Annotated in this window: 16 protein-coding genes; 4 read left to right on the top strand and 12 right to left on the bottom strand. The window is 35.4% G+C overall.

The window, feature by feature from the left end; translation table 11 throughout:
* Positions 1 to 20 precede the first annotated feature (20 nt).
* The 9 genes from PCY70_RS06745 to PCY70_RS06705 form a co-directional block, all read right to left on the bottom strand.
* Complete coding sequence (locus PCY70_RS06745) at positions 21 to 503, bottom strand: hypothetical protein (RefSeq protein ID WP_305768924.1); 483 nt, start codon at positions 501 to 503, stop codon at positions 21 to 23.
* A gap of 22 nt (positions 504 to 525) precedes the next feature.
* Positions 526 to 2,091 carry an alpha-glucoside-specific PTS transporter subunit IIBC gene (locus PCY70_RS06740; protein ID WP_305768923.1) on the bottom strand — a complete coding sequence of 522 codons (1,566 nt, stop codon included), beginning with the start codon at positions 2,089 to 2,091 and terminating at the stop codon, positions 526 to 528.
* 153 nt (positions 2,092 to 2,244) lie between these two features.
* On the bottom strand, positions 2,245 to 3,003 hold the full coding sequence (locus PCY70_RS06735; protein ID WP_305768922.1) for a MurR/RpiR family transcriptional regulator: 759 nt from the start codon (positions 3,001 to 3,003) through the stop codon (positions 2,245 to 2,247).
* On the bottom strand, positions 2,990 to 3,757 hold the full coding sequence (locus tag PCY70_RS06730; protein WP_305768921.1) for a MurR/RpiR family transcriptional regulator: 768 nt from the start codon (positions 3,755 to 3,757) through the stop codon (positions 2,990 to 2,992). The genes PCY70_RS06735 and PCY70_RS06730 overlap by 14 nt, the downstream gene beginning before the upstream one ends.
* A gap of 158 nt (positions 3,758 to 3,915) precedes the next feature.
* Complete coding sequence (locus PCY70_RS06725; protein ID WP_305768920.1) at positions 3,916 to 5,247, bottom strand: 6-phospho-alpha-glucosidase; 1,332 nt, start codon at positions 5,245 to 5,247, stop codon at positions 3,916 to 3,918.
* 102 nt (positions 5,248 to 5,349) lie between these two features.
* Positions 5,350 to 6,702 (bottom strand): alpha-glucoside-specific PTS transporter subunit IIBC, encoded by a 1,353-nt coding sequence (locus PCY70_RS06720; protein ID WP_305768953.1) that lies wholly within the window; start codon positions 6,700 to 6,702, stop codon positions 5,350 to 5,352.
* Between the two features lie 219 nt (positions 6,703 to 6,921).
* Entirely contained in the window at positions 6,922 to 8,253 is a 1,332-nt protein-coding gene (locus PCY70_RS06715; RefSeq protein WP_305768919.1) for an MATE family efflux transporter, read from the bottom strand.
* Positions 8,254 to 8,388: 135 nt separating this feature from the next.
* A complete protein-coding gene (locus PCY70_RS06710) occupies positions 8,389 to 8,976 on the bottom strand; it encodes a TetR/AcrR family transcriptional regulator (protein ID WP_305768918.1) in 588 nt (195 codons plus the stop codon).
* A 15-nt stretch (positions 8,977 to 8,991) separates the two neighbouring features.
* Complete coding sequence (locus PCY70_RS06705) at positions 8,992 to 10,323, bottom strand: MATE family efflux transporter (RefSeq protein ID WP_305768917.1); 1,332 nt, start codon at positions 10,321 to 10,323, stop codon at positions 8,992 to 8,994.
* Positions 10,324 to 10,471: 148 nt separating this feature from the next.
* On the opposite strand from PCY70_RS06705, the gene PCY70_RS06700 reads away from it, so the two are divergent.
* Entirely contained in the window at positions 10,472 to 12,052 is a 1,581-nt protein-coding gene (locus tag PCY70_RS06700; protein WP_305768916.1) for a GGDEF domain-containing protein, read from the top strand.
* Positions 12,053 to 12,337: 285 nt separating this feature from the next.
* On the opposite strand, the gene PCY70_RS06695 is transcribed toward PCY70_RS06700, so the two are convergent.
* The 3 genes from PCY70_RS06695 to PCY70_RS06685 form a co-directional block, all read right to left on the bottom strand.
* Positions 12,338 to 13,546 (bottom strand): dicarboxylate/amino acid:cation symporter, encoded by a 1,209-nt coding sequence (locus PCY70_RS06695; RefSeq protein ID WP_330697051.1) that lies wholly within the window; start codon positions 13,544 to 13,546, stop codon positions 12,338 to 12,340.
* Positions 13,547 to 13,702: 156 nt separating this feature from the next.
* Entirely contained in the window at positions 13,703 to 15,661 is a 1,959-nt protein-coding gene (locus PCY70_RS06690; protein ID WP_305768915.1) for a fructose-1,6-bisphosphatase, read from the bottom strand.
* Positions 15,662 to 15,718: 57 nt separating this feature from the next.
* On the bottom strand, positions 15,719 to 17,062 hold the full coding sequence (locus tag PCY70_RS06685) for a citrate/2-methylcitrate synthase (protein WP_305768914.1): 1,344 nt from the start codon (positions 17,060 to 17,062) through the stop codon (positions 15,719 to 15,721).
* Positions 17,063 to 17,280: 218 nt separating this feature from the next.
* Here PCY70_RS06685 and PCY70_RS06680 point away from each other — a divergent pair, with 218 nt between their 5' ends.
* The 3 genes from PCY70_RS06680 to PCY70_RS06670 all read left to right on the top strand — a co-directional run bounded on the left by PCY70_RS06680 (position 17,281) and on the right by PCY70_RS06670 (position 19,807).
* Positions 17,281 to 18,069, top strand: a complete 789-nt coding sequence (locus PCY70_RS06680) for a YesL family protein (protein WP_305768913.1) — start codon at positions 17,281 to 17,283, stop codon at positions 18,067 to 18,069.
* A 197-nt stretch (positions 18,070 to 18,266) separates the two neighbouring features.
* The gene (mtaB, locus tag PCY70_RS06675) at positions 18,267 to 19,553 is read left to right on the top strand and encodes a tRNA (N(6)-L-threonylcarbamoyladenosine(37)-C(2))-methylthiotransferase MtaB (protein ID WP_305768951.1); all 1,287 of its coding nucleotides are present in this window, start codon (positions 18,267 to 18,269) and stop codon (positions 19,551 to 19,553) included.
* Positions 19,550 to 19,807 carry an IreB family regulatory phosphoprotein gene (locus PCY70_RS06670; RefSeq protein ID WP_305768912.1) on the top strand — a complete coding sequence of 86 codons (258 nt, stop codon included), beginning with the start codon at positions 19,550 to 19,552 and terminating at the stop codon, positions 19,805 to 19,807. Before mtaB ends, PCY70_RS06670 begins: the two co-directional genes overlap by 4 nt.
* The last annotated feature ends 1 nt before the right edge of the window (position 19,808 follow it).

Below are 19,808 nucleotides of genomic sequence, written 5' to 3'. Positions count from 1 at the left end.
TTGATATCTCTCCTTTAATATTATCTAATTTGAAGACTAGCATAAAAACAGATTAAATATAAAACTATAACGATAAAGCTGCCACCACATTCCATAAATAAATACTTAGGTTTTATAGTTTTGAGATTTTCGCGAATATTCAAGTTATAGACTGTTGTTGTTTTGTATAATAAATATCCTAGCAACATTATATAAAATAAATTTTGAGTAAATAATTGAGCTATAAATAGCAAAATTAGATTAAGCACTGCGCCGGGATAATCCTGCGCAAGTAGCTTTTTCTGTAGCAAGCCCAATAAAAAAGCAATATATGGAGCAACCATAGTCATAAGAAACGTAATTGTTATGCTAGGATTTTGCGCTAGCAATTCAGGGAGTGTAATACCTGCCATAGTTGCCCCATTTGCTGCATACAAATATCCTAAAACCGGCGCTACAAATAAAAATATTTTTACTATATTGAAATATCTGTCTAATTTGACTTGATTAGCTTGAGTTACCATAATTTTACACCCCCCTTGTAGGTTATAATAATTGTTCGAAATCGTCTCTCACAGAGGCAACAGTTAACCCAACAATAATCTGAACACTCTTATCTTTTTGAACCAATCCGTGCGCACCTGCAGATTTAAAGAAAGCGTCATTTTGCACTAGCGAACCATCTTTGACATTTACTCGTAGTCTAGTTACACAGTTGGTGACGTCGGCAATATTGTCTTTTCCGCCTAGGCCTTCTAAAAATTGTGCGGCCATATCTGAAGTTTTGGCAGGCTTAGATTTTTCGTTAGCTTGCATTTCTCTATATTCTGCCTTAGTTCTAAATGTGATATCTTCATCATCTTCACGACCAGGAGTTTTAAAGTCAAATTTTAAGATCAAAAACTTAAATACAAAGTAGTAGATTACCGTAAAAATTATTCCAATTATAAGTAAAGTTAGATACGTTGGCCAATGATTTTTCATTAGCGGAATGAAATTCGTAGCTGAGATTTCGATTAAACCGCCTGACATAGAGCCCACAACGCCAAATATGTTAGCAACTGTGGATAACGTTGCCGCTAAAAACGCGTGAACTACAAACAGCAACGGAGCAACGAATAGGAACGTAAATTCAATAGGCTCTGTTACACCACACAATATAGCTGTTAGCGTAATAGGAATCAACAAACCTGCAACCTTTGCTTTCTTTTCAGGTTTTGCAGTTTTATATAAAGCGAGTGCTATACCAGTGCAGCCAAATATTTTTGACAATCCGGTAAGCTGTGGCCAAGCAAATGGAGCTAAATCTTTTAGAGACTCTGTGCTTGCAGCCATTTCAGGCAACATATTCATCCAAGTTGCTTGAACTCCTCCTGCAACAAGAGCCGAGTCATAGAAGAATGGAAATACTAACAAATGGTGTAATCCAAACGGAATCAATAGACGCTCTAAGAAAATAAATATCCAAACACCAATATATCCTGTATTAGAAACAACATTTTGAAACACTATCATTCCGTCTTGAATAGTTGGCCAAACAAATGCAGTTAATACAGCAACAGGAATTAATACAAAAAACCCAATCATTACAATCAACGCAGGACCATTAAAAATGCCAATCCAATCAGGTAATTTTATATCAAAGCATCTGTTGTGTATAAATACTACTATACCAGAAATAAGTAATGCTCCGATCATTCCCATATCTAGTGTTTTGATGCCCGCAACATTTGCTAAGCCGCTTGAGCCACCTACCGCAGCTGTAAAGTCTACTCCAAATGTTGGACCCCATTGAGTTAAGATAGCGTTTAAAAAGTATTGGAACGTAGCATAAAGAACGAAGGCTTCCATACAGCATCGCGCTTGCTGTTTTTTGGCTAACCCGATTGGCAACGCAATAACAAATAATAATGGCAGTTGCCTAAATACCGTCCACGAACCTTCCATTATTACGTTCCAACATTGATACCATAATCCATCTTTACTCGCTAACGAACCCATGATAGTTTCTGTAGTAAATAGTGTTCCTAACCCAATGCATATACCAGCAAAAGCAAAAAGTAATACTGGCGTAAACATTGCTCCTCCAAATCGTTGTATTTGCTGTTTCATATATACAATCGCCCCTCTCATATTAATTAAACTATAGTTTGACTATCTATGCATATTTATATTATAACAAACATTTAATATATTGCAATGGTATCAGTTTAATTAGAAAGAAAGTCCGATTGATAAATTCTTTATTGCATTAGGCGTAACTTTTCACTGTGTACTGCTAATATATTCAGCATAACGTAGAAATAATGTAGCGGCTATTATATAGAAATGTAAAAATTCAGAATAGGTAGCTCCATATATAAAATTTGCATGTACGCTAGCTTGGTATCCTAAAAAAAACGTGCAATACTTCTTTAATACGTTATCATTATCCAGAGATATACCTACCGTAGATACGCTTCGGCTATTTAATTTTTCTAAGAGTGGCAACAGAGCGATATTGTTACCAGACAATGAAATTATAATAAATAAATCGCTTTCGCAAATATGGTTTAAGACCATGGGCAACTCTGATGCACCTTGAATTAAATACATTCGTTTTTTTAAATATGAAAAAGAATATTGCAGCTGTCGACATACCAAATTTTGGCTTTCGCCAGTGGAATATAAGTATATATTTTGAGCTTGATATAGGCGTTCCATCACTGCATCAAGATCTGCCGCTTCATAGAATTTAAGAGTATTACCCGCTTCTGCAAAAGAATTGTGAATAATATTGTTATCAAAGTGGGTGTGAGAATCTTTGTTCCATTTTAGTAAAAGTTTTAGTTCTCCAAATCCTTTGAGACCCAGCTTTTTTGAAAACTGTGTAATTTTACTATTTGATACATTGCAAATTTTAGATAATGATTGAATTGACATAGATTGGCACTGCAGTTTATTGTCTTCGATATATCTCCATATTAGCAAATCGTCTTCAGTTAGTTTATCATAGTTTTGTTCTACAATTTCATTTATCTTCAATTAGTTCACCCTCTGGATACATTTTGTCTATAAAAGCGCTGATTAGGAAATCTAAAAATATAAAATAGCTCGCAACACAATTATATACTATATCTGATGCAGCATTCAAGGCGAAAGTGTCCACTGTATAAGATATATCTGCCAACGATAATAATGTGTTGTTGTTGTTTAACGTAAGAGCCACAAGTTTGACTCTTTTAAGTTTTAGTTTTGTTACAAAGTTTATTGTCTCTGTTGTTTCTCCAGAAAAAGAAATGATAATAACAACATCGTTGGCATTGATATTTTCTACGTAGTGATCTGTGTGGCCCGATGTTGTAATTCCATATAGTAGTTTATTTATTGCCAAGAAAGCATGTTGCCATTCCCGCACTATATTTTTGGACAGAGCGCTTCTGCCATAGATGTAAATATTTGAGGCATCCTCAATCGCTGCAATGAGTTTATCGAAACCATCTTTTTCTAACTGATCAATATAATCTAGATATAACTTTTTGATACCATCTCTAGTTTTGCTTTTGGTGTTTAGATGTTTATTGTCGATGCATAGATAAAATTTGAATTCTGAATAACCTTTAAGACCCAACCGTTTACAAAATCTTAATATTGTAGTTTTTGATACATTGCAACATTTGCTTAAATCGTCAATAGAAAGAGTTTCGCATCGTTTCCTGTTTTGTGAAATATATTTCCAAATGTATAAATCGTTCTCGTTTAAGTTGTTGTAGTTTTTGGTATATAATTGTTGTAGCACCTTCTTCACCTTCTTCATTTATACAATATGTAAATAAAATTACTAAAATATAGTAACTTATTTAGTATTGATAGCATTGTAGCATAAAAAAAAGGTAAATTCAACAAAAAAAGTAGCACATGTTATATGCTACTCCAAATTTTAGATTATTTGATTTTTTATTTTAACTCTGGCCAATACCCTTTATTCACTTCTATGAAGTCGTCTAAAATCAGCTTTGCAATTCGTGCGCTTGGAACAGTTTTTGATAGGGTTATTGCTTGCCACAGCTTTTGGTAGCTTCCTTCGATCCAGGCCGCCACGGTAAGCTTTTCTACAGACACTTGCTGTTCCATTAACCCTTTTTGGAACTGAGGAATAGCACCTTGAACAACTCTTTCGTAGCCATTTTTACCCACGATACATGGAATCTCTACCATCGCAGTTCTGTCGAAGTTTTCTATCGCACCCTCGTTTGGTACTATAAGCAACATCTTTTCTTTGGTGTTCTTTGCAATAGCACAAGCAAGGTCCACAATATATTCTGCATGCGCATCTGCCTTAAATCCACTTCCCTCACTCGTGTTTTTATCTATAATTGATTGGCATAACGTAAACACATTTTTTTCACGATGATTCATAACTTCGTTAGCACGTGTAATTTCTGGATTAGAATGCTCCACAACATAGTCTGGGAACAAATAATATTTTAAATACGTATTGGGAATTGTATCGGGATCGAGTGCATAGACGTCTTTTGCTTTGGTAAACGTATCTACCCAACTTGGCTCAGCATTTGGATTCATGTCAAGAGCTGCCTTGGCAAATCCATAAGTTTTAATCTGTTCTCTAATTTGTGGCATTAAATCATTGCCGTCTTTATCCTCTATTTGATGCCACCAGCCGAAGTGATTTAAGCCATAATAGTTAATATTAAGCTCCTTGCGTGATTTTAGCCCAACCATGCGAGCCATCTTTTCTTCGAGACCAATAGGCATATCGCAAATATTAAGTATTTTGGAGTTTGGACGTAGTCTTCGTGTGGCTTCTGCGACAATGGCAGCTGGATTGGAATAGTTTAGCATATAAGCATCTGGGGAATATTTTTCCATGTAGTCTAATACTTCTAGAACTCCGCCAATCGAACGCATTCCATATGCAATTCCACCAGGTCCACAAGTTTCTTGCCCCAGAACACCATATTTTAATGGAATTTTTTCGTCATGTTCTCGCATTGCGTATAGCCCAACACGTATATGGCACATCACAAAGTCGATATCTGTAAAAGCGGTTTCTGGGTCGGTGGTATATCCAAATTCAACCTCGGGTGCGTTTTCACGAAGATATATTTGACAAGCTTTTGCTATAACCTCCTGTCTCTTTGCGTTATTATCATAAAACATAATTTTTCGTACCGGAAAGCGATCCATGTGAGTTAATAATAGCAAGCAAATTCCTGGGGTAAAAGTACTTCCGCCACCTGCAATTGTAATAGCATATTTCTTTTCCATCTTAATTCTCTCCTTTAATATTTAAAATTTAAATGACGCAACACTGTCTGATAAGCAAATAATTAATGTCAAGTTATCATGGGCTCACCCTCCCTTTCAACATTATAGCAATTGTTCAAATTCATCTCGCACAGCTGTAACATTTAAACCAACAATTACCTGAATACTCTTATCTTTATGAACCAATCCATGCGCACCTGCAGCTCTAAAATAGGCATCGCTTTGTACGAGCGCACCGTCTTTAACATTGACTCGCAGCCGCGTTACGCAATTAGTTACATCTGTAATATTATCCTTACCACCCAACCCCTCCAAAAATTGAAGAGCCATATCTGAATCCGTAATGATTGCAGCTTTTCCGTTAGATTGCTTTTCTCTATATTCTGCTTTAGTTTTAAACACAATATCGTCGTCATCTTCACGGCCCGGAGTTTTAAAATCAAACTTCAATATTAAAAATGTGAATACAAAATAGTAGATTGCTACAAAAATTAATCCTATGATAAGTAAGGTTAGATACGTTGGCCAATGATTTTTCATTAAGGGGATAAAATTTGTCGCAGCTGTTTCAATTAAGCCACCTGATAAATATCCAACAACGCCAAACATGTTAGCAACAGTGGCTAGGGTTGCCGCCAAAATTGCGTGAACTACAAATAATAGAGGCGCAATGAATAAGAAAGTGAATTCGATTGGCTCTGTAATTCCAGCTAATACTGCAGTTAGAGTGATGGGGATTAATAGACCTGCAACCTTGGTTTTCTTTTCGGGTTTGGCAGTTTTATATAGCGCTAATGCAATACCTGTGCAACCAAATACTTTCGACAAGCCTAAAAGTTGTGGCCACGCAAATGGGGCTAAATCTTTTAATGGTTCGGTACTCGCAGCCAATTCTGGTAACATAGCAATCCAAGCTGCTTTAACACCTCCTGCAATAACTGCGGAGTCATAATAAAAGGGAAACGCCAACAAATGGTGCAATCCAAAAGGTATCAATAGACGCTCTAAGAACACAAATACCCAAACACCAACATATCCAGTTCCGGCAATAAAATTTTGAAATATTACCATTCCATGCTGAATAGTGGGCCAAATAAACGCAGCCACTAGGGCAACCGGAAGCAATATGAAAAATCCTATGATTACAATAAAGGCTGCGCCATTAAAAATCCCCAACCAATCAGGTAATTTTACATCAAAAAATTTATTATGTATAAATACCACGATGCCAGAAATAAGTAGAGCACCAATCATCCCCATATCCAATGTTTTGATGCCCGCAATAGTTGTTAAACCGCTAGAGCCCCCCACTGCTGCAGAAAAATCAACCCCAAACGTCGATCCCCAGTGAGTTAAAATAGCATTTAAAAAATATTGGAATGTGGCATAAAGCACAAAAGCTTCCATACAGCATCGTGCCTGCTGTTTTTTGGCTAAGCCTATTGGTAATGCAATAACAATTTATCATAATTTTGTTCAACAATTTCGTTTATCTTCAATAGGTTCACTCCCTAGGCAAAGTTAAATAGATAACGATTATATACTACATTCGATACACTATTCAAGGCAATATTCACTAATACATCTGCAAAACTTATCGCAACTTCTGACGCAAAAAAAGAGTAGCTCACATAATGAACTACTCTTAGCTTTTTATCATTCAACCAATCTTGCTTAATAGTTGTAGACTCTTTTATACTTCTTGAAATAAATCAGCGATACTATAATACCAAGTGCTTCAGCTACGGGTACAGCAACCCATACTCCGTTGATCCCAAATATAAACGGAAGCGTTACCAGAGCTGTTACAATAAAAACCAATGTGCGAGACACAGAGACTATTGCAGATATTCGACCGTTTGATAACGCCGTGAACATTGCAGAGATGAATACATTGAATCCCATAAATAAGAAGGCAATTGCGTAAATTCTGAATCCATGTACAGTTAGGGCAAACGTTGCGCTTTCGGGAGAGATAAATATGCCCACTGCCGCTTCTGCAAAAATAATTGATAACACGACTGTTACGATGGATATCACTGCAATAACCTTCTTGCTGGTTTTATTTATAAGTTGGAGTTGCTCATGCGCTTGTGCACCAAATTTATAGCTGATGACTGGCGAAACTCCCATCGAATAGCCCATGTACATTGCTGATAAGATTGTGCTTACGTACATAATAACTGTGATGCCAGCAACACCGCTTTCGCCAGCTATTTGCATCATAATGATATTGAATAACACAGTGGTGATTGCGCCCGAAGTGGAACTTACAAATTCACTCATCCCGTTATACAGACTATGAGCAAGTTGCCTAAAATTCCATCTTGGCTTTACAAAATATAAGGATCCTCGTCTGCATATAAGAAAGTATAAAAATCCAAAGATTCCGCCAACAGAATATCCGGTACCAGTTGCTAACGCGGCACCCGTTAGACCTAAGTCAAACGATACGATTAAAACATAATCTAAAACTATATTGGTGATGCCTCCAATCAGACATGCTGCAAATCCAATTATCGGTTTGCCTGCAGTTACCAAAAAGATTTGTGTAAAAATTTGAAGTAGTATAAAGGTGAGAAACGGCGCTGCTGCAACTAGATATTCTTTTGCGAGCGGAAGCAATGCCGCATTGGCACCTATAAGCGTCAAAAATTCATCTGCAAATACGAGAATAATTGTACTTATAGTGACACTCGCTAATATTGCGACGATGTATATAAACGATAGCAACTCGCGGGCTTGATGCTCTTTTCTTTCGCCCAGCAACTTTCCGATAATGGCATTAGCTCCTGTTGCCATCATTAGACCAATGGCAATTGCAATGAGTATAACGGGAAACGCAATGTTGGTTGCGGCCAATGCATCTTCTCCGACAAAATTTGAAATAAATAGTCCGTCAATAATTCCGTATGTAGAATTTAGAACCATCATGATTATTGTCGGTATTGAGTATAAAATTAAATTCATTGGTATAAATGTCTGTGCTAGCTTATTATCTTGCATTATAAAATCCCCCTCTTTTATTTTCTGTACTAATCAGTATATAATATATTATATATACCAGTCGGTATATTGTCAATAGTTTTTTTAAAAAAGAGTAAAAAAAGTACTAGCCATCATTACAACAGCTAGCATTATCTATTTTTTTAGTATTAGATCTACAAATTGTCTCCAAGACTGTATAATCTCATCTGCAGTGACTTCTTCGAAATAGTATAAAATTTGGTTATCGATTCCTTCGAAAATAGTGCCTATAAGGATACCAAGAATGTTGGAGTCGAGCCTGGAATCTATCGCATCTAATTGCTTGCCCATTGTAATGAATTCGATCCAAGCAACATATATGGTATCAAAAATATTTGCTATTGTTTCTTTAAGAGCTGGAATTCGCTTTTCCAAAATCTTAATTTCCGCCAAAACCTGCCTCGATTTTTTATCTTGGATCAGAAAATTTATATAATTCAGCCCCAGCGTATATAAGTATTCTTCGTATTCTGATTTTGAAATGCCAGCAGGTATACATTCGGGCGGCGGAACAATTGTCTCGATCAAGATGTTCTTTGAAAATTCGATAAGCAACTCTTCTTTTGTATTGAAGTAATAATATAATGTAGGCTTTTTTACTCCTACTAATGCACAAATTTGGCTAGTAGAAGTTTTTTCGTAGCCCTGTTCTGCTATCAATTCGTAGAATACCGATAATATTTTGGCTTTAGTATTATTCATAATGGGCTCCTTTTTTTAGTAGTTATATACCGGTTGATACTTCTTATAACATACGATAGAAACGATCAACCCGAGCGCTTCTGCAACAGGAATGGCAATCCATACTCCATTAATACCAAATATAAACGGCAATGTCAAGAGCGCTAGCAAAATAAATACCAAAGTTCGAGCAATAGAAACGATAGCCGAAATCATTCCGTTTGATAGAGCAGTGAACATTGCCGAAACAAATACGTTAAATCCTATAAATAGAAAAGCAGTTGCATAGATTCTAAAGCCCTCTACTGTTAATGCGAAGGTGGCGCTCTCTGGTGAAATAAATATTCCAACTGCGGCAGGCGCAAAGATAATAGACATTGTCAGTGCAAGTATCGAAATTACCGCAATAACTTTTTTGCTTGTAGCATTGACTAATTGAAGTTGAGCATGATCTTGCGCACCAAATTTGTAGCTAATTACTGGAGATACGCCCATCGCATAGCCAAAGTATACAGATGACAGTATACTGCTCACATACATAATTACGGTGATTCCCGCAACGCCGTTTTCGCCTGCAACAGATATCATAATGATATTGAAGACTACAGAAGTGATTGCCCCAGAGATGCAGCTTACAAATTCGCTCATGCCGTTGTAGAAGCACTGAAAAAGCGTTTTGAGATGCCATTTTGGCTTTACAAAATAGAGGGTTCCTTTGCGGCAGAAAGTAAAATAGAATAATCCAAAGATTCCAGATATAGAGATTCCTATTCCTGTTGCGAGCGCGGCACCAGGCAGACCCATATCAAACTTTACAATTAAGAGATAATCTAATATGATGTTTGCAACTCCGCCAATTGTACAAGCAATAAATCCTATTTTAGGCTTTCCCGCAGTAATCAAAAAGCACTGTGTGAAAGATTGTAGAAGTGCCGAAGTCATACATGGCGTCAAATATAATAAATATTCTCTAGCATATGGCAAGAGAACTTCGTTGGCACCCATCATCGAAAGCAATGGATCAGCAAACATTATAATAAGCGTTGACGCAACGACTCCAAAGATAATTGCAACGATGTAGATTACAGATAGCAGTTCTTTGGCCTCTTGAGTTTTGCCCTCTCCCAAAAATTTTCCGACAAGCGCATTTGACCCTGTTGCCATCATCATCCCCACTGCAATTGCAACTAGCAAAATTGGGAACGAAATATTTGACCCCGCAAGTGCATTTTCGCCGACGAAGTTAGCAACAAACAACCCGTCAATAATTCCGTATGTAGAATTGAATATCATCATTATGATGGTGGGTAGAGAATACATAAATAAATTCATTGGTGTAAATTTGTGAGATAACCGATTGGTATCCATTAAAAAGCCTCCTTAATGTTATATATGCAAAATATTATTTTAACATTATATTTACTATCAATTATGTTGTCAACAGAATTATTTATTTACAAATAAGTAAAATTATGGTATTCTATATTTAAAAAAATGCATTTTTATAGGAGGTTTTATGATATATTTATTATCTATTGTAATATTTATAAATTCTGTTATATTTTTTAAAATGTTAAACATTGTGTTGGTAAACATCCCGCAAAATATATGGATTAAGTATGGAGTACCCCTTTTAAATACTATTATTGGGTATGTATTAATGAGTAATTATGACGTTCTATCAACTTGGCAAATGTATGTTGTAGTCACAGTAGTAAGTTTGATAGAAGTATTTTGGATAGTAAACGATAAAAAAATTAATAAAGCGATATTTGGACTTATACTTCCTATACACTTTATCAGTTTTCACACAACTATGGTGGGGGTAGTTACTTTCACTTACGCATATTATAGTCCTCCATCAATAGGAGAACAAAATATTTACATAGCTATAATAACCACAACATTGGGAATGGCTAGCTTAGTGAATATTGTTTACTTTTTATATATCAGAAAAATTAAGACAAAATACTTGTGCAGTTTCTCAAATAATATTTTAACTGTAGAAATTAGTATTTTAACCTTTTTGATTATTAATGCTTTAAAATTTAATATTGCTGTATATGATGTAATGTTGGCAGTAGCGCATATTACATTAGGAGTATGTATTTTTGGAATTATATGTGGTGGAATTGGATTATTTCTAAAATTTAACTTACTGGATAATCAAAAAATGTTTCTAGAACAAGAGCTGGACAAAAAAGAGATGTATAAAAAGCTATTGCTTGGCCGATCGATTACAGTAATAGAAGTGGATTTAAACCAAGATAGTATTAATTTTTATATGAATAACAATATTTTAACGCCAAATTATTTTGATAAATCTTATTCCGAATTAGTAGAAAACGAACTATCATTGAAGGTTTATGAGCCAGACAGAAAAAAAGTCATCGAACGATGTTCACCAAATTATATGACCAAGATTTATGAAAATGGTATAGATATTTATGAAATAGAATATAGAAATGAAATTATGAGCAATAATTATAGTTGGGTGCGTGCTATGATTCATATTAATAAACGAATTATTGGCAATCAGTTTATTGCTGTTATGAGTATCATTGATATTAATGATGAAAAGGAAAGAGAAAATAGCCTTTTAAATATGGCCGAAAGAGATGCTTTTACCGGTTTATACAATAAAACTGCCACTATTAAGTTGATTACACATTACTTGCAAAATAATAGAAAAGGTATATTGTTTATAATTGATCTCGACAATTTTAAAAATGTTAATGATAAGATTAGCCACAGTACAGGTGACATTGCAATAAAAGAATCTGCCAATAAATTGAAATCTATATTTAGAGAAAACGATATTGTGGGAAGGTTTGGCGGAGATGAGTTTATAGTTTTTATGAAAGCTGAGAATACAGAAATAGATATCGAGGAAAAGTGTATAAAAATTGGAGAAATGATTGATACTACATACACTGGCAAAGACGTTAAAGTTAGAATTACGGCGAGTATTGGGGTTGCTCTAGTTTCTGATGCTACCGATTCGTATGAAGTACTATTTGAAAAAGCTGATCAAGCTGTATATGTTTCTAAAGAAAATGGTAAGAATACATTTACAATTGCAGAGGTGGCAAATTAAACAGGGGCCCTATTTGAGTCCCCATTTTTTTTGTTAATCGGCGGTGATTTTGCGTGTAAATTAAACAGGGACCCTATTTGAATCCCCATTTTTTTGTTAATCGGCGGTGATTTTGCGTGTAAATTAAACAGGGACCCTATTTGAGTCCCCATTTTTTTGTTAATCGGCGGTGATTTTGCGTGTAAATTAAACAGGGACCCTATTTGAGTCCCCATTTTTTTGTTAATCGACGGTGATTTTGCGTGTAAATTAAACAGGGACCCTATTTGAGTCCCCATTTTTTTGTTAATCGGCGGTGATTTTGCGTGTAAATTTTGAAAGAATCAGAGTTAATGCCCCATCTCCTGTTACATTACAAGCGGTTCCAAAGCTATCTTGCAAGGCAAAGATTGTCATCATAAGTGCCGTCCCTTCTGCATCAAATCCTAACACACCGGTTATAAGCCCCAGCGATGCCATAACTGTGCCACCAGGAACACCCGGAGCACCAATTCCAAATACTCCTAGCAATACAACAAACACAATCATTTCGCCAACACCTGGTAGCTGCCCATACAAAACTTGTGAGACAGTCATAACGAAAAATACTTCTGTTAGTACAGATCCGCAAAGATGAATATTAGCAAACAACGGAATACCAAACTCAACACTATCTTTATGAAGAACTGGAGATTTTTTCGCACAAGTTAACGCGACAGGCATTGTTGCCGCAGAAGACATAGTTCCTACCGCAGTAAAGTATGCCGGCGCATAATATTTGTATACTTCCTTTGGATTTACTTTTGCGTATTTGCCAGCAATGAAATATAGAGCTATCAGCCAAATAAAGTGCCCTATTATTACAATGATTATGGCAATGATGAATATTGGTAAATGTTTGGTAATAGATCCTTCATATGCAAGCGACATAAATGTTGTTCCGATAAAGAATGGAAGTATTGGCAAGATCAAGTTACTTACTATTTTGAGAACTATATTTCTAAATTCATTTAAAAGTGTTTCGAATGTGGTTGACTTTGTCGCCGAAACAGCTAAGCCTAGCATCAGCGATAATACAAGCGCACTCATAACAGACATTATTGGAGTGATTTGTAATGAAAAGATTGGCAATGGAAGCTCTCGCAACCCTTCCACAGAATTTTGAATATTTAATAATGGTACCAATATGTAACCACAGATCATACTAAACGTTGCCGCTCCTAGCGTAGACAAATAGGCAATACCTACTGCAAAACCCAAAAGTTTAGTAGCTCCAGATTTGAGTTCGGCAATAGATGGTGCAACAAATCCTAAAATGATTAGTGGTACAGTAAAGAAGATAATTTGTCCGAGTAGGTCTTTAATTACAACGATAAAATTCATCACCGTTTCATTTGCCACTAGTCCTAGCGCTATACCAATAAATACTCCTAGCAAAAGCTTAAAGACTAATTCACTTTTTAATCTCTTCAAATTCCAAGTTGTTGATCTCTCTTTTTTTTGATTAGAATTCATAACTATAACCCTCCTTATTTTTATATTTACAGAGCAATTATAGTAATATTTATCAATTGCGTCAACCAAATATTACCATTTTTAGTATATAAGCGATAAAAATGAAAAAAAATCAAATTTTTTTAAACACAAACGTTGTTCTAGAAAATAAATAGTTTAATATTTTTCGGTAAGAGAACCATTTCTATACGCATCTAATAAGTCATTAAGTTCCGCAATGCTCTCTTTAATTTTTATGCCATCATCGGTATTTTGAACAAGTTGACGCGTACTATTAATAACTACATTAATATTTTGAGAGTAGATATCACTGCCAGTGAGAATAGCATTTTCGGTTGTAGTAAATGGTTCGTGCGCCGCTAGAATTATTCCTCGACTATTGTATATAAGTGTGTAACCTGCGATGCCGGTCTCATGTTGATATGCCTTCGCAAAACCTCCATCAATTACAATCAATTTGCCATTACATTTGATAGGACTTTCACCTTCTTTAACTTTTACCGGCACGTGTCCATTAATAATTCGAGAATAGTTGGGATTGAGGCCAAAGCTTTGAAGAATATTGTCTATTACAGCTTCGGTTTCGTAGTATCTATAGTATGGATTTTTGCATTCTATATGAGCTTCTTGGTCGTCGATCAAATAACGTTCGAATGTTGCCATTTTATCTTTTCCAAATAAAGGAGAATTTGGATGAAGCCATACGTACCACATAATATCTTTGCCCAGTTTACGCTCTTCATCATTAGGCGAGCAGAAACCTTTTCTAATATAAGAATCGAGAAATTCATACCAGTCACGACCAGAAAATTCTTGTTTTCCCCACTTGATTGACCTAATGTTGCCTTCTTCATCTAATAATATGCATCCATGATAGAGCAGATTGTTGTTATATACTTTGTATAAACCACCATTGGAAAGCAATAGGTTTACGTGACTTTGCAATTTATCACTATGAAGAAACGACTGCTCCAACTTATGCATAATAATCTCCTCTTCTATAGTAAGCTTGTAAGGATCATCGCGATCGACTGTTGGAAAATATGTGTCTTTGATAGCATAGACCTTGCCGTCTATAGTAATAGAACTATGTTCATAATCAATACGATGTAATAAGTTTCGATTATCTAGCTCAAACTGCGGATATTTTTGAATCAGATTTCCCTCTAGCTTAAATTGGAGTATAGAAATGGCTTTATGCATTTGCAAATTGATGGTATCTTCTCGATCATTGTTTAGATCTGTTTTTAGCTTAAAACAATCGCACGGATCATCTTTATAGTAATGCATCGCATAGCTGGCGAGTGGCAATAGGTTGATTCCGTATCCTTCTTTTAGGATATCCAAGTTGCCGTATCGTGCGCAGAATCTAATTACGTTGGCAATGCACGCATGTTGCCCTGCAGCAGCTCCCATCCACACCACATCGTGATTACCCCACTGGATGTCTAACGAATGATACGATAGCAATCGATCCATTATATGATGCGGCCCTGATCCTCTATCATATATATCTCCAACAATATGCAGATGATCTACAACCAGCCGCTTAATGAGTTTACACATCGCACTGATAAATGCCTCGGCACGTTTGGTATCGATGATAGTATCTAAAATTACATTATAGTAAATGGTTTTGTCCGCCGAATCAATAGTTTCTGTAATAAGCTCTTCTATCACATATAAAAATTCTGGAGGCAAAGCTTTACGAACTTTGGAGCGAGTGTATTTGCTACTAACAGCTTTACAGAGGCTAATTAATCGAAAAAGCGTGAGTTTATACCATTCGTGTTTGTCCTCAACGTTCTCAATGTGCGAAAGCAAATGCTTCATTTTTTCACGCGGATAGTATATCAGTGTTGCTAAATCTCGTTTGTCCGCATTAGAAAGGGTGTATCCAAAGATTTCATCAATTTTTATTCTAACGGAGCCTGACCCATTTTTAAGCACATGAAAAAAAGCTTCGTGTTCACCATGTAAATCGGATACAAAATGTTCTGTACCTTTAGGCAAATTTAATATTGCTTTCAGATTAATAATTTCTGTCGCTGCAAGAGCAATGTTGGGATATAACTCAGAAAGCTTTTCTAGATATCGAAATTTATAATTTTTCATAGCATTCTCCTTTACAATGATTTGTGCCGCATATGCCTCCAAAAAAGGAGGCGAGAATCATCTTTCGTTTATTGGTATATAGTCGTGACGTCTCTCTACATTTTTATATGCAGGTCGAATAATTTTCCCTGTGTTTACTATTTCTTCCAACCTATGAGCGCTCCACCCAACAATTCTTGAGACTGCAAATAGAGGCAAAAATAATTCTTTAGGAATATTTAACATTCCATATACAAATCCAGAATAAAAGTCAACGTTTGCGCAAGGTTTTGTAAATGAATCTTTAGATTCGGTTAAAACTACCGGTGCTAATTCTTCTATTTTAGCAAGCAGTTGAAACTGGTCTTCGCAACCTTTTTCTATTGCTAGTTTTTCAGCATAAGTTTTTAAAATAACAGCGCGCGGATCAGAAATTATATAAATTGCATGACCTATTCCATAGATAAGACCAGATTTATCAAACGCTTCTTTATTGAGGATTTTTCTAAGGAAAGCTTTAATTTCTTCATCGTTATCCCAGTTAGTTACAGACTCTTTAATACATTCAAACATTTCTAGAGCCTTTATGCTGGCACCGCCGTGTCGAATTCCTTTGAGTGAGCCTAGCGCTGCAGCTATTACCGAATACGTGTCTGTGTGTGCCGAAGTGATTAGGTGGGCTGCAAAGGTCGAATTATTACCGCCTCCGTGTTCTGCGTGAATTATTAATGCCAGATCAAGAAGAGTTGCTTCTAATTTTGTAAATGATTTGTCGGGGCGTAACATATACAAAATATTTTCAGCTGTACTAAGTTTTGGATTTGGTGAATGAATGAAAAGACTTTTTTGCTTATAGTAGTGATTATATGCTTGATACGCATACACCATCATAGTAGGAAAAGCTGCGATCAATTCAAGACTTTGACGCAAAACATTTTCTATGCTATTATCTTCGGCGTCGTCATCAAAAGTATATAATGCCAAAACACTTCTTGCCATTGCATTCATAATACTAGGGCTAGGATTATCCAATATATAAGACTTTATAAAGTTATGGTCTAGTATTCGACGCTCACCTAATAGCACGTTATAATTTGCAAGCTCCTCTTCGGTAGGCAAATGCCCAAACAGTAGCAAGAAGGCAGTTTCCTCAAAACCCATTCGATTAGTATTTACTGCATTACTACAAAGCGTTTTCATATCGATACCTCTGTAGGTTAGCAATCCAGGAACAGGAACAATTTCACCTTCATCGATGATATATGAATGAACATTTCCTATATGAGTTAGACCCACTAGGACCCCGGTCCCATCTGGACGTCTCAGTCCGCGGCGCACTTCATATTTGTCGAAAAGATCTTGATCGATTCTATTAGCGGCTGCTATGTGTTTTGATAAAACTGTCAGATCAGTATTTTCCATAAAAACCTCCCTTTATAAATTTAATAGTGTTATTGTAACCAGAACTTACTAAAATTACAAGTCAAAATAATTTAAGATTTCAGCTTGGACTTTGATAGACTACACATGAAATTTAAATAAAAGTGTAACAATAATTAAGAGATTTTGAAAAAAGTCTTTTACTTTATTGTTTTTTAGGTTATAATCTATAGAAAAAAGATTTTTAGGGGGGGAATAACATGAAAATTTTTGACTTGGATGGGCCGCTTTATAAAATTGGGAATGAGCTTGCCGACTTTATGCTGTTGTCTATTATGTTTGTAGTCGGATGCATTCCGATTGTCACTATAGGTACTTCTGCTAGTGCCTTATTTTATGTATATGGCAAAAAGATAAGAAAAGAAGACCCTTATATATATCGAGATTTTGTTAAGAGTTACAAGCAAAATTTTAAACAATCACTGCCAATCACAATAATTCTTTTGATAGTTTGGGCTAGCGCTGTTCTATATTTTATATCTCTATTAAGTCCAACTTTTGAAGGGTTTGCGTTTATGCTATACTCTGGATTTGTATTGTTTTTCTGCATCGAAGTTATTTTGTTTAGCACTTATACCTTTGCAATCCTGTCTAGATTTCATATGAGCATCAAGAATACCTTTGTACTCTCTTTTGTCCTTACCAACAAACACTTAATTACAAGCTTTTTATTGTTGTGTATGACAATCATTTCTGCAATCGTCATATTAGTTGTACCTCCAATGTTGCTTATGATTCCTGGAATTATGTGTTATGCTAGCTCACATCTTATTCAGCCTATCTTTGCCAAAACCATTGGTACATCAGAAGAAAATGTTGAAGAAGAAGTTGAAGAAACTATGCTCGACAAAAGAAAAAGAGAGATTAACGAAATATATGAAGAAAAAGCTATTTATAGTTTAAAAGATATTCAAGCGCTAAATCAAAAAGAATCAACTGATAACGCGGCCGAAACTATGGCACCTAAGATTGTCGCCGATGCTGAATAAACTGATAATACAGCTGCAGCATCGAAAATTGTTACACCTAAATTTATTACGACTGTAGCTGTTAGTCAGTTTGATATTAATAAATAAAAATGCTCGACAGAGAATATTGAGCATGTGGAGGAAAATTTGAAAAGTATGATGAAAAAAACTAATGCTCGACAGAGAATATTGAGCATGTGGAGGAAAATTTGAAAAGTATGATGAAAAAAACTGTTGCAGCATACACTTTGGGGTGCAAGGTAAATCAATATGATACTGACGCAGTGATTGAAAAATTTATTAAAGAAGGATATAGATTGGTAAACTTTAATGAGTTTGCTGATGTGTATCTCGTAAATACCTGTACTGTTACACATTTAAGCGATCGAAAATGTCGACAAATGCTTAGGCGAACTAAAAAGATAAATCCCGATAGCGTACTTGTGGCGATGGGTTGTTATGCTCAGATTGCCAAAAATAAAATTAGATCGGAAGTTAGCGAAATTGACATTGTTGTAGGTACCGACAACCGCGGCGCCGTTGTAGAATTAGTCAAAAACTTTATGCAAGATAAAATAGCAAAAAATTTTGTCTGCGATATCATGGAAGTCACGGAATTTGAAGAACTGGAAATATCAAATACCAGTTCCAAAACTCGAGCATATTTAAAAATCCAGGAAGGTTGCAACAATTATTGTAGTTATTGTATTATTCCTTATGTAAGAGGGAAGATTAGAAGTAGGAAGGAAAATAATGTTATCGAAGAAGTTATACGATTAAAAGATGCCGGCTTTAAGGAAATTGTGTTAGCCGGTATTCATGTAGCATCTTATGGAAAAGACTTAAAAAATACAAATTTAATATCAATCATCAAAAAAATAGCTGAGATTGAGGGCATAGAGCGCATTAGACTTAGCTCTATAGAACCTACTATAATTGATGATACATTTATAGATATGTTAAAAACAACTCCAAAGGTGTGCAACCATTTTCACTTATCATTACAAAGCGGATCGGATTCTGTATTAAAAAGAATGAATCGAAAATATACAACCGCTATGTATTTAGAAAGTATAAATTTATTACGAGCTGCTCTACCAGAAGTAGAACTCACTACTGATATCATTGTGGGATTTCCGCAAGAGACAGAAGATGAATTTTTAGAGACTCTTGAGTTTGTAAAAAAGATAGGATTTTTAGATGTGCATATTTTTCCATATTCTATGCGTGAGGGAACTCCAGCTGCAAAGATGACAGGACAAGTTGACTCAGTAATTAAAGATGAAAGATCGCAGCGATTAAAAGAGGTGACTCAAAGTAATAGAAATAAAATTTTGGAAAGTATGCTAGGTAAGGAAGTTATTGTATTGCTAGAAAGTGATAACACAGGATTTACAAGCAATTATATGCGAGTAGAAGTAAGCAATGGCAAAAATTTGACTACCCAACTTATTAAAATAACAAAAATAGCGAATAATATATTGGAAGGACGTGCAGTTGAATGAGTAACTTAAATGAGACTATGCAATTTAAGCTTAGTATGCCAGAACAAATTTCTATACGAGAAACATTGACTGAAGTATATGCAGATTTAAAATCTAGAGGATATAATCCTATAAATCAAATAGTAGGTTATATTATGTCAGGAGACCCTACGTATATAACTAGCCACAATGGCGCTCGAACCAAAATCAGAAAAATAGAACGCGACGAAATTTTAGAAGAATTAGTTGCCTTTTATTTGGGTGATAACTGTTGAA

This window comes from Candidatus Epulonipiscium viviparus, from assembly GCF_030708075.1.
In the GTDB taxonomy this organism is placed as follows: Bacteria; Bacillota; Clostridia; order Lachnospirales; family Cellulosilyticaceae; genus Epulonipiscioides; species Epulonipiscioides viviparus.
This window is presented reverse-complemented; position numbering and strand designations above follow the sequence as displayed.

Excerpts from the sequence above, each read along its gene's own strand:
- PCY70_RS06705 (WP_305768917.1), bottom strand. The coding sequence starts at position 10,323 with ATGGATACCAATCGGTTATCTCACAAATTTACACCAATGAATTTATTT.
- PCY70_RS06685 (WP_305768914.1), bottom strand. The coding sequence starts at position 17,062 with ATGGAAAATACTGATCTGACAGTTTTATCAAAACACATAGCAGCCGCT.
- PCY70_RS06745 (WP_305768924.1), bottom strand. The coding sequence starts at position 503 with ATGGTAACTCAAGCTAATCAAGTCAAATTAGACAGATATTTCAATATA.
- PCY70_RS06710 (WP_305768918.1), bottom strand. The coding sequence starts at position 8,976 with ATGAATAATACTAAAGCCAAAATATTATCGGTATTCTACGAATTGATA.
- PCY70_RS06700 (WP_305768916.1), top strand. The coding sequence starts at position 10,472 with ATGATATATTTATTATCTATTGTAATATTTATAAATTCTGTTATATTT.
- PCY70_RS06690 (WP_305768915.1), bottom strand. The coding sequence starts at position 15,661 with ATGAAAAATTATAAATTTCGATATCTAGAAAAGCTTTCTGAGTTATAT.
- PCY70_RS06725 (WP_305768920.1), bottom strand. The coding sequence starts at position 5,247 with ATGGAAAAGAAATATGCTATTACAATTGCAGGTGGCGGAAGTACTTTT.
- mtaB (WP_305768951.1), top strand. The coding sequence starts at position 18,267 with ATGATGAAAAAAACTGTTGCAGCATACACTTTGGGGTGCAAGGTAAAT.
- PCY70_RS06740 (WP_305768923.1), bottom strand. The coding sequence starts at position 2,091 with ATGAAACAGCAAATACAACGATTTGGAGGAGCAATGTTTACGCCAGTA.
- PCY70_RS06670 (WP_305768912.1), top strand. The coding sequence starts at position 19,550 with ATGAGTAACTTAAATGAGACTATGCAATTTAAGCTTAGTATGCCAGAA.
- PCY70_RS06695 (WP_330697051.1), bottom strand. The coding sequence starts at position 13,546 with ATGAATTCTAATCAAAAAAAAGAGAGATCAACAACTTGGAATTTGAAG.
- PCY70_RS06715 (WP_305768919.1), bottom strand. The coding sequence starts at position 8,253 with ATGCAAGATAATAAGCTAGCACAGACATTTATACCAATGAATTTAATT.
- PCY70_RS06680 (WP_305768913.1), top strand. The coding sequence starts at position 17,281 with ATGAAAATTTTTGACTTGGATGGGCCGCTTTATAAAATTGGGAATGAG.